General features: G+C 38.3%; 13 protein-coding genes. 8 read left to right on the top strand and 5 right to left on the bottom strand.

Features of this window, described 5'->3' with window-relative positions; genetic code table 11:
* Positions 1–144: 144 nt before the first annotated feature.
* Positions 145–2,952 carry an ATP-binding protein gene (locus LVD15_RS20645; RefSeq protein ID WP_233777100.1) on the bottom strand — a complete coding sequence of 936 codons (2,808 nt, stop codon included), beginning with the start codon at positions 2,950–2,952 and terminating at the stop codon, positions 145–147.
* A gap of 313 nt (positions 2,953–3,265) precedes the next feature.
* On the opposite strand from LVD15_RS20645, the gene LVD15_RS20640 reads away from it, so the two are divergent.
* From LVD15_RS20640 to LVD15_RS20630, 3 genes are all read left to right on the top strand, one after another.
* Positions 3,266–3,610 carry a hypothetical protein gene (locus LVD15_RS20640; protein ID WP_233777099.1) on the top strand — a complete coding sequence of 115 codons (345 nt, stop codon included), beginning with the start codon at positions 3,266–3,268 and terminating at the stop codon, positions 3,608–3,610.
* 154 nt (positions 3,611–3,764) lie between these two features.
* Positions 3,765–4,349 carry a putative outer membrane beta-barrel protein gene (locus LVD15_RS20635; protein ID WP_233777098.1) on the top strand — a complete coding sequence of 195 codons (585 nt, stop codon included), beginning with the start codon at positions 3,765–3,767 and terminating at the stop codon, positions 4,347–4,349.
* A gap of 96 nt (positions 4,350–4,445) precedes the next feature.
* Entirely contained in the window at positions 4,446–5,345 is a 900-nt protein-coding gene (locus tag LVD15_RS20630) for a YihY/virulence factor BrkB family protein (RefSeq protein WP_233777097.1), read from the top strand.
* A 105-nt stretch (positions 5,346–5,450) separates the two neighbouring features.
* Here the strand turns inward: LVD15_RS20630 and LVD15_RS20625 are convergent, their stop codons facing one another.
* The 3 genes from LVD15_RS20625 to LVD15_RS20615 form a co-directional block, all read right to left on the bottom strand.
* Positions 5,451–5,843 carry a DUF2721 domain-containing protein gene (locus LVD15_RS20625; RefSeq protein ID WP_233777096.1) on the bottom strand — a complete coding sequence of 131 codons (393 nt, stop codon included), beginning with the start codon at positions 5,841–5,843 and terminating at the stop codon, positions 5,451–5,453.
* Between the two features lie 14 nt (positions 5,844–5,857).
* Positions 5,858–6,577, bottom strand: a complete 720-nt coding sequence (gene bshB1 / locus LVD15_RS20620) for a bacillithiol biosynthesis deacetylase BshB1 (RefSeq protein WP_233780993.1) — start codon at positions 6,575–6,577, stop codon at positions 5,858–5,860.
* Positions 6,578–6,649: 72 nt separating this feature from the next.
* The gene (locus LVD15_RS20615) at positions 6,650–7,450 is read right to left on the bottom strand and encodes a M48 family metallopeptidase (RefSeq protein WP_233777095.1); all 801 of its coding nucleotides are present in this window, start codon (positions 7,448–7,450) and stop codon (positions 6,650–6,652) included.
* Positions 7,451–7,572: 122 nt separating this feature from the next.
* On the opposite strand from LVD15_RS20615, the gene LVD15_RS20610 reads away from it, so the two are divergent.
* From LVD15_RS20610 to bcp, 3 genes are read left to right on the top strand one after another with little or no spacing between them, the layout of a single operon-like run.
* The gene (locus LVD15_RS20610; protein WP_233777094.1) at positions 7,573–8,184 is read left to right on the top strand and encodes a fumarylacetoacetate hydrolase family protein; all 612 of its coding nucleotides are present in this window, start codon (positions 7,573–7,575) and stop codon (positions 8,182–8,184) included.
* Positions 8,171–10,099, top strand: a complete 1,929-nt coding sequence (locus LVD15_RS20605) for a M23 family metallopeptidase (protein WP_233777093.1) — start codon at positions 8,171–8,173, stop codon at positions 10,097–10,099. Before LVD15_RS20610 ends, LVD15_RS20605 begins: the two co-directional genes overlap by 14 nt.
* A 2-nt stretch (positions 10,100–10,101) precedes the next feature.
* Complete coding sequence (gene bcp, locus LVD15_RS20600) at positions 10,102–10,548, top strand: thioredoxin-dependent thiol peroxidase (RefSeq protein WP_233777092.1); 447 nt, start codon at positions 10,102–10,104, stop codon at positions 10,546–10,548.
* 58 nt (positions 10,549–10,606) lie between these two features.
* Here the strand turns inward: bcp and LVD15_RS20595 are convergent, their stop codons facing one another.
* Positions 10,607–11,959: an FAD-binding oxidoreductase gene (locus LVD15_RS20595; RefSeq protein WP_233777091.1), complete on the bottom strand. Its 1,353-nt coding sequence runs from the start codon at positions 11,957–11,959 to the stop codon at positions 10,607–10,609.
* 221 nt (positions 11,960–12,180) lie between these two features.
* Between LVD15_RS20595 and LVD15_RS20590 the strand changes: the two genes are divergently transcribed.
* Together LVD15_RS20590 and LVD15_RS20585 are read left to right on the top strand one after the other, a co-directional pair.
* Positions 12,181–13,032 (top strand): pirin family protein, encoded by an 852-nt coding sequence (locus LVD15_RS20590; RefSeq protein ID WP_233777090.1) that lies wholly within the window; start codon positions 12,181–12,183, stop codon positions 13,030–13,032.
* 70 nt (positions 13,033–13,102) lie between these two features.
* Positions 13,103–14,485 carry a vWA domain-containing protein gene (locus tag LVD15_RS20585; RefSeq protein ID WP_233777089.1) on the top strand — a complete coding sequence of 461 codons (1,383 nt, stop codon included), beginning with the start codon at positions 13,103–13,105 and terminating at the stop codon, positions 14,483–14,485.
* Positions 14,486–14,544 lie beyond the last annotated feature (59 nt).

Genomic DNA, 14,544 nt, shown 5'->3' with positions numbered 1-14,544 from the left:
TTAACACCCGATAATAATTGGTAATAGCCATAAAAAAACTCCTGGGTAATACGAAAATCTGAATAAAGACAGAATAAAAAAGTTCCACCTAATTGCAGGCAGAACTTTTCCTTTTCAAAATCAATTGTTAAAGCGAAACTATGTCTATATCATGGTATCTAGCGTAGCTATTATTTTTTCACAATACTGAAGTATTTCAGTATGCAAGGCCTTTGGCTTTACAAACTCATCTTCGTAAGCACTCAATTCAACCAGCCGATCTTGCAACTCCTTTTGCTCAAAAACCACATTAAGGCTCTTTATTTTATGGATAGCATCATTTAAAGATTCAAGATCACCATCCTTAACGGTAGCCTTGAAGGTATTAGTAAATTCCAAATAATTTTTCTTACACCTTCTGGCAAAATCAATCACAAACTCTTCGTCACCATCAGCATAAGCATGAATAATACTCTTTATTTTCTCATCTCCAGCAGTACTGTTATTATTCAATTTCTGCTTCACTACCTTTCCTGAGTACTTATAGAGTATTTCATACAAACTACTGGGTTTAAAGGGCTTACTCATATAATCAGTCATGCCGGCTCCATAGGCCTTATCTTGCACCTCAGAGAATACATCAGCAGTGAGGGCTATAATGGGCACTTTCTGATAGTATTCCCCTTCCATATTACGAATATGCTTAGAGGCCTTATAACCATCCATACGGGGCATTCTTAAATCCATCAGTATCATATCATAAGCCTGGGACTCTATCAGTACCAGTGCTTCTTCTCCATTATTAGCAATATCAAAACTGACCTTAGCCTTCTCTAAAAACTTACTGATAAGTATTTGATTGGCAGTATTATCTTCTACCACTAAAGCCTTTATGCTCTGCGATTTTATATCCTCTACTCCTACTTGATAATTTACTTCATCTTCTGATGCTTCTCCTTTTTCAAGATATATATCGAAGTAAAACTCAGAACCTACTCCTTCTTCACTTATTACTGCTATTTCGCTTCCCATCAGGTGCAAAAGCTTCCTGGTAATATAAAGTCCAAGTCCGGTACCTCCGTAACTCTTAGAGATGCGTTCATTGGCCTGCTCAAAGGAATCAAAAATCTTAGCATGGTTTTCTTTAGATATACCTATGCCATTGTCTTTTACAGAAAATCTAATTTTATACTGATCTCTATATCTATCCACTACCTTTAGACCGATTTTCACCTCTCCTTCATGTGTGAATTTTATAGCGTTACCTACCAGGTTATAGATAATCTGGCTCATGCGGGTAGAGTCTCCTAAAAAGTACTTAGGCAGACTATTATCATAATCTATCTTTAGCTCTACCAGATTCTCCTGTGCCTTATAGATTAATGAGTTTTTTATATTATTAATCAGCTGCTCCAGACCAAATACACTTTTCTCAAGTCTGATTTTACCGGCCTCTATTTTATTAATATCCAATATATCATTGATAAGACTGAGCAGGTTATCACCAGAAAATTTCAGCAGCTTTAAATGATCAAGTTGATCTGGCCTTGGGTTTTCTGACATTAATAAATGAGAAAGGCCATTGATAGCATTAAGAGGGGTTCTTATCTCATGACTCATAGTAGCTAAAAACTGTGCTTTGGCTTGCGAGGCTTTTTCTGCATTTTCTTTGGCTCTTTTAAGTTCAATATTTCTCTGCTTGGTCTCAGTAATATCTTCAGTAAGCACCATGAGCCCTCCTATCTCGTCTTCACTAATGTACCAAGGTCTCACTTCCCATTTGAGCCACATACTTTTACCTACTACTATCTGCTCGAAAAACTCTCCATCATTAGACTCGGTGTGCCCTTGTAGGCATTTCTCATGTACTTCTTTCCAGTACTCCAAATTCATGGTGGGAAAAGTCTCATAAAGAGTTTTACCTATTATCTCTGTGTCAGTCAGCAAATAATCTTTAAGCCATTTGTTACTTGCTGCTATGTACTCAATATCTTTATTAAACATAGCAATAGTAGCGGGAGCGTATTCTATAAAGGCTTTTAATTGATTCTCTGCTACTTTCCTTTCATGAATATCCAGTACACGACCTATGAGTAATTGTACCTTACCTTTTTGATCTCTTTTGATGTTGCCTGCCACCTCAAACCACTTATACCCCATTCGCTTGGTCTTGAGCCTTATTTCCAGGATAGTCACTTTTTTCTGACAGTCTTCGCAGTAGGTCAGTTTCTGAATTTTTTCCTTATCACTAGGGTGTATCCTACTGAATAAATTACGTACGGTCCCTTTTATCTCCCCTGGCTCATAACCCAGAATCCTATAAAGCTCATCAGACCAGCTCTCTATCCCCTCTACCACGCTCTTCTCAAATAGGCCTACATTTACTGCATGCGTTAGAAAGCGTAATTTTTCAACCTTGAAATCAGCTTCATTTTTAGCTCTTCTGAGTTTTTGCTGGGTGAAATTAAGCTCATCCAATGCCAGCTCCAGCTCTAATTTACTGGTACGTAGCTTAAAAAGGTTCATAGCTTGCTTGGCCAGTATTTTTAGGGCATGAATCTGCTGAGCATTCATCTTTTGAGGCCGCTGATCTATTACCGCCAAAGTACCCAGAGGTTCGCCGTTAGGAGTAAACAAGGCTACTCCGGCATAAAACTTCATATACAGCTCTGCGTCTCTAACAAATGGATTATCTTTAAAGCGAGGATCCTTATCAGCATCAGGCACTTCAAAAAAGCCGTCACTACACATTAATGTATACTTACAAAAGGTAAGATCAAATTGTATACCTTTTACATCATGTGTTTCCTCATCCATATAGAAAAGCTTATCCTTATCTACTATGGCTATAAAAGCAAACTTAGTGTCACAAATCTGCCTGGCCAGACTAGTAATAGATTCCACATCTTCTCTAGGTAACCCTTGTAAAACCCTGGCGGGCTGCGCCTCTTCAATAGTCTCGATATAATCCATAACAACTCATTGATAATAATAAATAGTTGGCTTTCGGCTAGGAGGTAGATGTATGTTTTGTCGGTTAATTCAATGAAAGTTACATGATGTAACCGTATTTTTCAATTGATTTAATTAAATAATTCCAAGAATTTGAAAAACTATATCAAGTAAACCAGTTTAGCAATTGACATTCAAACTCTAATCATATAATTATTTTTTTTCATCCTATCTCCTACACACGAGACATTTTAAATAAAATATGAATTACAGCCACTTACCTTAACATAATTAATTGTATAAAAATTATAATTAATTCACTTACACTATTAATATGGAAGCAACCATTTCACCATCACAGCAGGAAACCGTAGATCAGATATATAACTATGCCGTTGATCTACTAGTAAATAAAAAGCTAGGCCCTTATGAAGTAAAGAACAAGCTGCAGGAACAAGGACTAAGTCAGGATAATGCCAATACAGTAGTAGAAAACCTACAGAAACAAATATCCGAGGCAAAGAAAAGCAGGGCTAACAAAGATATGCTTTACGGCGCCTTATGGTGTGTGGGAGGAATAGCGCTTACTGTTGCCAATATTGGCTTTATCTTTTGGGGTGCCATTATATTTGGCGGTGTTCAGTTTATCAAAGGTGCTGCCAATGCACTGAGCAATTAATAGCATAACTAATAATAACAAGAGCCCGGGTTCATTTCCATTTGGGCTTTTCTTTTGCCTACTCGTTATCCACTAGGCACTTATAATAAAAATATTTTTAGCAAGGATCATCACTTATTAAAACAATTTATTGACATTTTTCATTTTATAATTAATGAAGAAGTCAATAATCATATCTACGATCATCTGCCTTTTCTGCTGGGAAGTAGCTACTGCCCAGATGATTAAGCGCAGAAATGGCTTTATTGGTATAAATGTGGGGCCTTCTATGCCTCTAAACCATTATGATTTTATAACTAAAACGGGTACCCGGGCCAGCTTGGATCTGGACTACTATTTTAGTAAAAATATAGGTATTAATCTTTCTGGCTTTGGCGCTACCAATACCATGGAAAATACTGACATGAATCGCTGGTCATACGGAGGAGTAATGATAGGGCCTTTACTGGCATGTAATGTTAATAAATCAATTGCACTGGAATTAAGATCTTTAATTGGCTATAGTATAACCATGTTGCCTATACACTCTAACTTTTATTTTCAGTATGAGAATAAAAACCATAAGGGCCATTCTATAGTCTATAATGCGGGAGCATCAGTAAAATATGCTTTGGGGAGACGGCTACAAATACCTCTCAATGTAGATTATATGTATACTAATCCTGATTTTGATAAATATAAAGTAAATAAAGAAGTAGAGAGTATCTCTATTACTACAGGTTTGTTCTATAGATTTTAACAGCCAATCAAACCAGTATCTTACTTGGGTGTTATTACTAAACTTTTACCTTTGTGGATTGAAAGCCTTAAAAATAGACCGCGGCATTAGTTCTTTATGAAGATTATCACGAAATGGCTTAAGCTTTTTCTCAGTGCTTTTAAATGCCTGAGACACAACCAACCCTTATTATTAGGGTCATCCACTGCATTTTTCACTGTTTTTTCGTTACCTCCTATCATTATAATTTTAGTGGGTATACTGAGTTTGTACTTTAAGCAAGAGACATTATCAGATCAGTTGTTTAACGAAATACAAAAATATTTTGGTGATGGCACCTCTCGTCAGATAAAAAACATAGTTCAGAACTTTCGTAACCAGGCCAGCAGCACCTGGATAGCCATTGGAGGTAGCCTCTTTTTGGTCTTTGTTTCTACCACTTTATTTCATGTAATAAGGCAAGCCCTTAATCGAATTTGGAATATTAGAATTAAAACCAACAAAAGATTAAAATACAACCTTACCCAGCGGCTTATATCATTTTTACTCATTTTGGTAAGCGGCATTTTATTTTTCGGATCGCTAGTGGCAGATGCTTCTGTAGCCGTATTAAAAGATTACCTTGATGAGCTGATACCAGGTGTAGATTCCTTTATAGTAATGACCGTGAGTTATCTCCTCTCCTTGCTCTCCGTTACCCTTTGGTTCGCCATATTATTTAAGTATCTGCCTGATGCTAAAATTCATGGAAAAACGGCAATTATAGGTGGTGCATTTACCGCTGTGCTATTTAACCTGGGCAAGTACATACTTACTCAGTTTTTAGTTACCGATAATATCAATAATATCTTTGGTACTTCCGCTTCAATTATGGTGCTGTTTCTGTTTATATTTTACTGCTCCATGATCATGTACTATGGGGCAGCTTTCACTAAAGTATATGCAGAAGATAATGGTGATGGTATTCAACCCAAAAAGAATGCTGAACTCTACGAAATCACTCCAATAGAAAGTTAACTCAAGTAAACTTTATCCATTTATAGGCTAAAAAGAAGATTTTTGCAAAAAAGAAGAAAGTATTTATCCTTTTAATGAAGACATAAAAAAAGCACGAATAAATGATTATTCGTGCTCCATATCGCTTAGTTCCAGACTCAAAGCTTTAGTACTTATTACCAGCTCTTGCAGTGACATGGCCAGTGAAATAAGCAAGGCAATTATACTTACTCCGAACACGTATTCCCCCCACGTACTGTGTCCCTGAAAAAGGAGAAACATACTCAACACACAGAGGAAGAAACTAAATACCCCTGTAATCTGCATGTTCTTAATAAGCTTGAGCCTGCTTTTCAGACTCTTAATCTGACCTAATGTTGTAGGCTTTGGGGCTTCCTTCTGCCGCACATTCAGGTTTCTGATTAGTGAGGCTATGGCTAAAAACCTATTGGTATAAGCCAGTAAAAGCAATGAAATAGCCGGAAATAAAAGGGCTGGTGTAGTTAAACTAATAGACATTGATCACCTCCTATTTATAAAAGGTCATGTAAATCTTTCACCCCTATGTGCCTGTTGATGGTAAACCCTTCAGCAAACTTTCCTCCTATACCATGTCCCAGATCCTTCGCTCTTCCTTCTATTACCTGCATAAATTCAGGAGAAGAAATATAGGTTTCTGGCTCTTCGCTATTAGGATCAAAAAACTGTGATTTAAACGCTCTGATGGCATCCATTTTCTTTTCCCAATAATCACTCACATCTACCACAAAGTCAGGCTCTATATATAAGCTTTGGATATAATGATACACTGATTTTGGTCTCCAGGGCTCTAAAGCATTGCCTTCTTCATCAGTGAGCTCAATTTTAGCCAATCCTGCCAAAAAATAGGCCTCTATCACTAACTTGGCAGCTTTTCCATGATCAGGGTGCCTGTCATGCACGGCATTAGCAAGCACAATATTTGGTCTGTATTTACGAATGGCTCTGGCTACTTCCAGCTGATGCTCCTTGTCATTAGCAAAAAATGCATCTTCAAAGCCAAGGTTATCTCTCACGGCCAGGCCTAATATTTTAGCTGACTCTCGAGCCTCTACTTCTCTTATTTCTGCAGAGCCTCTGGTACCCATTTCACCACGGGTAAAGTCTACTACACCTACTGTGTAGCCTTTATCTATATGAGCCGCTAATGTTCCTGCACAGCTAAGCTCAGTATCATCAGGATGCGCAGCAAAAGCTAACACATCCAATTTTATGTTCTCCATAATCTTCTAATTTCAACCTGAGTGCAAAACTATGAAAATTATAGTTAACAGGAGCGTTAACTCTTACTTCCCTCCTTTATAGTACTTCATAGCTTCTGGTAATTCCTTTTTTAAATCAGCAATACGCGTGTCTGGGTGCGGGTGAGTAGATAGAAACTCAGGCTGCCTGCTGCCGCCGCTATTAGCTTCCATACGCTCCCAAAACTTAGGCGCTTCACTAGGGTTATAACCAGCCATAGCCATAAATATTAAACCGATATGATCAGCCTCAGACTCATGCGTTCTTGAGAATTTAAGCATTCCCAGCTGAGTACCTATACCTACTGACTGATATAGCAACTGCTGGGTTAGTGAAGGATCCTGACCAAAGGCCGTACTTAATGAACTTAAACCGAAGTTAGCTACCAGAGACTCACTCATTCTTTCTCTACCATGGTTAGCTATTGCATGCGCCACCTCATGACCCATAACTACGGCTACCCCGGTTTCATCCTGGCAAATAGGCATAATACCTGTATAAAAAGCTACTTTCCCGCCAGGCATACACCAGGCATTCACTTCATCAGATTCAATCACATTAAACTCCCAAGAGTATCCTTTCAGGTTGTCAGACATACCATTCTGTTTCATATACTCTTCTACAGCCACCTGAATCTTCTTACCTACCGATTTCACCATGTTTACATATTCTTGGTTGGTAGAAAGTTTGTTGTCTTTCAAAGTCTGCTGATATTGGTCATAACTCATAGGTAATATTTCTGAATTAGATACCAGGTTTAACTGTGATCTGCCCGTAACCGGTACGCTGGCACAACTGTATAAAAACAGCCCAATTACAAATAGAAATAATATCTTTTTAATCATGTTTTAATTTTTTTCAGTAGTTAAATCTTTACAATTTTAGGCTAAATTTATTGATTCTGAAGATAATAAAATTACTTCCCTTATTTTTAATATAACCAAACCACTTATAAATAGTTTTTCTAATGAAGATACTTGCTGTAGGACGAAATTACGTAGAACATATTGAAGAACTGAACAACGAAAGACCTGACGAACCAGTGATTTTCACAAAGCCAGACACCGCCTTATTAAGAGATAACGCTCCCTTCTTTTATCCGGAGTTTAGTAAGGACATCCACTACGAAGTGGAGCTGGTTTTAAGAATCTCTAAAGAAGGTAAAAACATTCAGGAAAAGTTTGCTCATAAATATTACCAGGAAATAGGCATTGGGGTTGATTTCACAGCAAGAGATCTTCAGCAAAAAGCTAAAGAAAAGGGACTTCCCTGGGCACTGGCCAAAGGATTTAATGGCTCTGCTCCTATATCTGATTTTCTTCCTAAAGAGAAATTCAATGATCTGAATAACATCAACTTCAGTCTCACCCTGAATGATGAAGTAAGACAGCAAGGGAACACCAGTCTTATGCTTTTTAGCTTTGATTACATTATATCATATATCTCCCAGTTTTTCACACTTAAGCAAGGAGATATGATATTTACAGGAACTCCTAAAGGAGTTGGTCATGTTGAAATTGGGAATAAACTAGCAGCATATATTGAGGATGAGAAACTACTGGAATTTGAGGTTAAATAAGCATTTATCATTTACATTAATATTAACATTACTTACTCTGGCATCTTACTCGCAGAGTAATGACGCGGAATATAGTCCGGGAAAAAGTGGCTATTATTTATTTCCTATTAAGCCTGGCTACAGAAATACGCTAGCCGGCACCATGGGTGAACTTCGGTCTAACCATTTTCATACAGGAATAGATATAAGAACAGAAAGCCGCACCGGACTCATGGTACAAGCCGCCGCAGATGGTTATGTCTCCAGAATAGCGGTATCTCCGTATGGTTATGGTAATGCAGTATACATTACTCACCCTAATGGGCATATCTCTGTATATGGGCACTTGGAGCAATTTACTGGTGAGCTGGCAGATTACATTAGGCAAGAGCAATATCGCAAACAGCAATTTGATATTGATTTGTTTTTCAGAAAAGGCCAATTTGATGTAAAAAAAGGCGATACCATAGCTTACTCAGGTAATAGCGGTGGTTCTGGAGGGCCACATTTACACTTTGACATAAGAGATAGAAATAATAAACCACTCAATCCACTGCACTATGGCTTTAACGAGGTGCTGGATCAGACACCGCCTGTAGCAGAGAAATTGGCCATTACCACTTTAAATAAAAATTCGCGTGTAAACGGACAATTTGGAAGAGAGGTATTTACACTGAGACGTGTTGGTAATGATTATGTAATTGATAAACCCATAGAAGTAACCGGAGAAGTAGGCATAGAAATCTACGCTTATGATAAGCTGGATAATGCACGCTTTCGCTGTGGTATCAATGAAATGGTGCTTGATGTAGACAATAATATGGTCTTTAAACAAGACATTACCACTTTTGCTTTTGGAGAGCAACGAAACATCCTGAAACATATGGATTATAGGGAGCTCAGAAATACCGGAGAAAGGTACCACAAACTCTTTGTTGATGATGGAAACGAGCTACAGTTTTACACTACAGATGCGCATAAAGGAAGGCTTCACTTTAACAGCCTGGCGGAGCATCCTGCTAAAATCCTGATGACAGACAGTTATGGCAACCAGAGCCAAGTAACCTTTTCGCTTAAAAGCCTACCCTCAGCTCCTGATGATATAAAAGCATACGGACATGAGGCTAATGGCATTTATCTAAAAGAAAATACACTGGTAATAAAAGCTGATCTTAATAATAAGGAGCTTCCCGCTGCAGTTAGTGTTTATCTGCCTGAGGAGAAAGACCTTACTCCTGACTATACCATCAACGGAAATGTAGGTGTATACCTCTGGGACATGAGAGATGGGCTTCCTTTTTCAGTAGATATTAATGGCAAAAACACAGAAGTAAACTATAAAGATATGATACCGGCAGGCTCATCATATAAGTATTACAGTGAGCTTATTGATATCTCTTTCACGCAAGGAGACCTTTTTGACACACTTTATCTACAGACTGATTATCAATATGATAGTGTAGCGAATAAGGAGTATTTTTATATAGGAGATACTGATGTACCGCTGAGAAGCTATATTGGCGTAACCTTGAAACCTCAGATACCTTATAAAGATGCTGATAAATATGCGGTTTACCTACTTACTGAAAGAGGTGCTGCATATTATAAAGGAGGTGATTGGAACTATGACAAGATATCATTTTCCACAAGAGATTTTGGTCGGTTTACTATCTTAAAAGATGTTAACCCTCCTACCATTAACCCCATTAAGGTGACCAGAAATGAATTGCGATTCAAGATCTATGATGATAGGGCTGGCATAAAAGAATTTAAGTGCTGGGTAGATGGCTCTTGGGTGCTTATGAACTATGACTATAAAACCAATCTGATATGGTCAGAAAAGCTGGATCCTAAAAAGCCCTTTACCGGAGAAGTAAAGGTAGTGGTGACAGATAATTCAAATAACGAAAAAGAGTATATAACAAAAATCAATTAAAAATGGAATTACAAGAAGGTGATCAGGCACCAGATTTTGAAGTAAACGATCAAAACGGCAACACTGTAAAACTTTCAGATTATAAAGGTAAAAAAGTGGTGCTGTATTTTTACCCTAAAGACAGTACACCGGGCTGTACAGCAGAGGCTTGCAACCTACGTGATAACTATACTGCCTTACAAAAAGCCGGTTATGAAGTATTAGGAGTGAGTACTGATTCTGAGAAATCTCACTTGAAATTTATAGAGAAGCAGGAGCTTCCTTTCACACTTTTGGCTGATACCGAAAAGCAAATTCATGAGAAATATGGAACTTGGGTAGAAAAGCAAATGTATGGAAGAAAATACATGGGCACTGCCAGGGTAACTTTTCTTATAGATGAAGAAGGAAAAATTGAAAAGATCATACAAAAAGTAAAAACTAAAGATCACACTGCACAGATCTTATAACATATAGTGAGTTTGTGAGGTATAGATGCCTTACAAACTCATTTCTACACTACTGACCTTACAGGGTAAGCCCAATTCTTCTGGCAAGATCCGAACTGTACAACCCTTTAGGGTCATATTTTCTCTTTACTTCCAGCCATTCTTTATACTGCGGATACATGGCTTTAAAAGTAGCCTCATCCAGGTAAGCATCTTTCCCCAAATACAGTCTTCCTCCGGCATCTAACACCATTTTATCTAGCTTTTTAGTAAACTCTCTGAGCCTGTCAGTTACAGGGAAATCAATAGCAAAGGTATATCCCTTCATAGGAAATGAGAGTGGAGCCCCCTGCCCTTCTCCAAATTTCTTAAGCACATTGAGAAATGGTACACAGCCACTTTTTGTAATAGCATCTAAAATCAGCCTGATGCTTTCTTTTCCACCTGCTTCTGGCACTACAAATTGATATTGAATAAAACCTTTCTTACCATAACCACGGTTCCACTCATTAATCATATCCAGCGGAAAGAAAAAGCTATCATAATGAGCTACTCCGGTACCGCCTTTTTGTTTGATATACAGCACCTTATTCAGCATACTCACCGTCAGTTTATTTAAGGTAAATGAAGGCAAATAAAACGGCACCGTAAGTTTAGATATGCCGCCTGTTTTTAAAGGATTTTTTTGAAGCTTAGCAGGTAAGTCTTCTACCTTAGCCTCATTTCCAACTATCAAAACCCCTTTACCAAAGTTTTTACCAGTGGCCAAAGAATCAATCCAAGCTACTGAGTAGTTATATTGCTCATCAGCACTATCTATGGCGGCCAGCATCTCATCCAAATTATGTGCTACTATTGATTTTTGCACAAAATAGGTGGTTTCTATTTTTCTTAGCTTAATACAAACCGTTAAAATCACGCCCAATAAACCAAGTCCTCCAAAATTTGCCCAGAACAAGTCTTCATTCTCTGTTCTGCTAGCTCTTAGTACTCGCCCATCTGATAATAAAATAGTGAAATACTCCACGCTATTCACAAAAGAACCATCTACATGATGTGCCTTACCATGAATATCATTCGCAATGGCTCCTCCCAAGGTTACAAACTTAGTTCCGGGATTAATCAAAGGAAACCAACCTCGAGAAGCAAACACTTGTATAATCTCATCTAAAGTAGCACCCGCCTCACATGTTAAAAACCCTTTGTCTTGATCAAAAGAAAGAAAATGGTTCATTTTTTCCATTTTCAAAACCGTATGATCACTGTTAGTAGCCTGATCCGCATAACTTCTGCCCTTCCCTCTGGCTAGCAAACTTTCTTTAGCAGCATAATCGATTATATCATCCTCTTGAGAAGGATAAGCTACATTGCAATGAGACTTGGGGATGTTGCCCCAACCTGATAAAGTTTCTTCTGAGAGCTTATTAATCATGATTTTCTTGGTTAGAAGGTAAATATAATAACCCTGCGTTTAAAGGCATGTTTACAGTTTAATTTATTATTTCTTTGAAATTTTATAAACCTCCAAAACTAACCTGTCATTATACCTTTAATGACTTTACTAAACTTGATTCCGTCTTATTCGTAAACCCAAGAAAAGGACGGAACTTAGTGTTCAAACATTAAGTTATATATTTGAAAAAAATTTTAAAGATGAGAAAGATTAAAAAAATACATAAAGCCATATCCAGACCAATTGCTGACCTAAAAACGGTATCTCCGTTACCATCAGCTACGCTGGAGCAAATAGATCCGTTTATATTTTTAAACCACCATGGCCCACAGGTTTACCCTGAAAACAACAATGGTCTGCCCTTTGGCCCACACCCCCACAGAGGAATGGAAACAGTAACTTTTATTATAGAAGGAGATATTGCACACAAAGACTCTGGTGGTCATGAAAGCGTAATAAATGAAGGCGGTGTACAGTGGATGACCGCTGGCAGTGGCCTGATCCATGCTGAGGTATCATCAGAGGAATTTATGAAAAACGGTGGAGATCTGGAGATTCTACAATTATGGGTTAACCTGCCTGCTAAGCACAAGATGACCTCTCCTACCTACAAAGGTTTACAAAAAGACAGCATCCCGGCTATAACCAGTGAAGATGGCAAAACTACTATTAACCTGGTTTCTGGAACTCTAAATGATCAAAAAGGCGCTTTTGAAACCATTACAGACATAGTATTAAGTACAATTGAAATGAAAAGTGGCGCTCAGTATGACATAACCGTGCCTGCAGACCGAAACATATTTTTTTATGTGGTAAGAGGAAATGTTAAGGTTAATGGTACTTCAGTAAGCTATTTTAATCTGGTAGAGTTTGAAAACGCAGGCGAAGAAATTCATATAGAAGCTAATGAAAATAGCTTAATACTTTTTGGCCACGCCACACCATTTAATGAACCATTAGTAGCCCGTGGCCCTTTTGTGATGAATAGTGAAGAAGAAATAGAGCAGGCTTATAATGATTTCTATGCTGGCAAGCTGGGCACCTGGTCATGATAGCAATAAAATTGATAGATTTACAATAATCTTCATCAATTGAACGCTCTTCTTTTAAGCCATTAGCCTTATGAAAAAGATCCTGTTAACCTCTCTCCTCGCATTGTTCATTTATCAGCTACAAGCTCAGGATGTACAGCAAGTGTTACCGGAAAAAACCCGAATACTTTTCTTGCTGGATGGTTCTGGCAGTATGCTGGCGGGCTGGGGAGATGTTAACAGGATAACCGCTGCCAAAGAACTGCTCACTGAACTGGTTGATTCACTAAAAACCAATAACAAGCTGGAGCTCGCTCTACGGGCTTATGGTCACCTATACCGCCGGTCCAGTCAAAATTGTAAAGATACTCGGTTAGAAGTAGGCTTTTCCAGAAACAACCACGATATCATAAACAATAAGCTTAACCAGATAGACCCCAAAGGCACTACCCCTATTGCCTACTCACTGGAGCAGGCTGCCAATGACTTCCCTAATTCAGAAGGATACAGAAACATTATTATAATCATTACTGATGGCATAGAATCATGTGATGGAGATCCTTGTGCTGTATCGCTGGCTTTGCAGAAAAAGGGGATTTTCCTCCGGCCATTTATCATAGGTATTGGCATGGGCGAAGAATATAAAAAGCAGTTTAAGTGTATTGGAGAATATTATGATGCAAAAGATGTAAATAGTTTTAAATATGCCCTCAATAAGGCCATTACTACCAGCTTAGTAAAAACATCTGCCAGCGTGGAGCTTCTGGATATTAACCAGCAGCCCAAAGAAACTAACGTTAACGTAACCTTCGTGAATAGCTTTACTGGTGAGCCTGCTTTTGATTTTGTGCATTATCTGGATACTCGCGGCAAGCCAGACTCCGTGCAGCTTGATCCGGTGCTGACTTATGATGTAGTGGTTAACACGCTCCCTCCGGCCATTAAGCGCAATGTAAACCTGGTTCCGGGCCAACATAACGTTATACAAGTAAAAGCTCCTCAGGGAGCCTTAAAAATAACTCAGGACGGCGCTGCATACTATCATCATGGCGTGAGAGCCATTATTACAGAAAGAGGTAAGAGCAAGATGATAAACATCCATGACATCAATACTCAGCAAAATTATCTGGTAGGCACCTATGACGTAGAAGTGCTCACCACACCCAGAAGAAAGTTTAACAACGTAAGTATTTCGCAGAGTAACACCACGGCCCTCAATTTACCCTCACCGGGCATTCTTAATATAGTGAACAATGCAGCAGGCTATGGCAGTATTTACGAAGTAGATGAAAATGGCATACAGCATTGGGTCTATGATCTGGATCATGATCAATCTAAGATCTCGGTGCCACTACAGCCCGGCAATTATAAAATTGTGTTTAGAGTAGATCGGGCTCCGGGCAGTAAGTATACCTCCATTAAAGAAGTGACTGTGCAAGAAGGCCGATCAGCCGTGGTTAAACTTTTCAACTGATTTTAGGCCCATTTCCGGTGCTATTTCATATAATGTTATATTTTTGTCTCACAGCATTT

Source organism: Fulvivirga maritima (genome assembly GCF_021389955.1).
Lineage (GTDB): Bacteria > Bacteroidota > Bacteroidia > Cytophagales > Cyclobacteriaceae > Fulvivirga > Fulvivirga maritima.
This window is presented reverse-complemented; position numbering and strand designations above follow the sequence as displayed.

Coding starts and splice junctions, on each gene's coding strand:
- LVD15_RS20590 (WP_233777090.1), top strand. CDS start 12,181: ATGAGAAAGATTAAAAAAATACATAAAGCCATATCCAGACCAATTGCT.
- LVD15_RS20635 (WP_233777098.1), top strand. CDS start 3,765: ATGAAGAAGTCAATAATCATATCTACGATCATCTGCCTTTTCTGCTGG.
- LVD15_RS20585 (WP_233777089.1), top strand. CDS start 13,103: ATGAAAAAGATCCTGTTAACCTCTCTCCTCGCATTGTTCATTTATCAG.
- LVD15_RS20625 (WP_233777096.1), bottom strand. CDS start 5,843: ATGTCTATTAGTTTAACTACACCAGCCCTTTTATTTCCGGCTATTTCA.
- LVD15_RS20645 (WP_233777100.1), bottom strand. CDS start 2,952: ATGGATTATATCGAGACTATTGAAGAGGCGCAGCCCGCCAGGGTTTTA.
- LVD15_RS20640 (WP_233777099.1), top strand. CDS start 3,266: ATGGAAGCAACCATTTCACCATCACAGCAGGAAACCGTAGATCAGATA.
- LVD15_RS20630 (WP_233777097.1), top strand. CDS start 4,446: ATGAAGATTATCACGAAATGGCTTAAGCTTTTTCTCAGTGCTTTTAAA.
- LVD15_RS20595 (WP_233777091.1), bottom strand. CDS start 11,959: ATGATTAATAAGCTCTCAGAAGAAACTTTATCAGGTTGGGGCAACATC.
- LVD15_RS20610 (WP_233777094.1), top strand. CDS start 7,573: ATGAAGATACTTGCTGTAGGACGAAATTACGTAGAACATATTGAAGAA.
- LVD15_RS20615 (WP_233777095.1), bottom strand. CDS start 7,450: ATGATTAAAAAGATATTATTTCTATTTGTAATTGGGCTGTTTTTATAC.
- bcp (WP_233777092.1), top strand. CDS start 10,102: ATGGAATTACAAGAAGGTGATCAGGCACCAGATTTTGAAGTAAACGAT.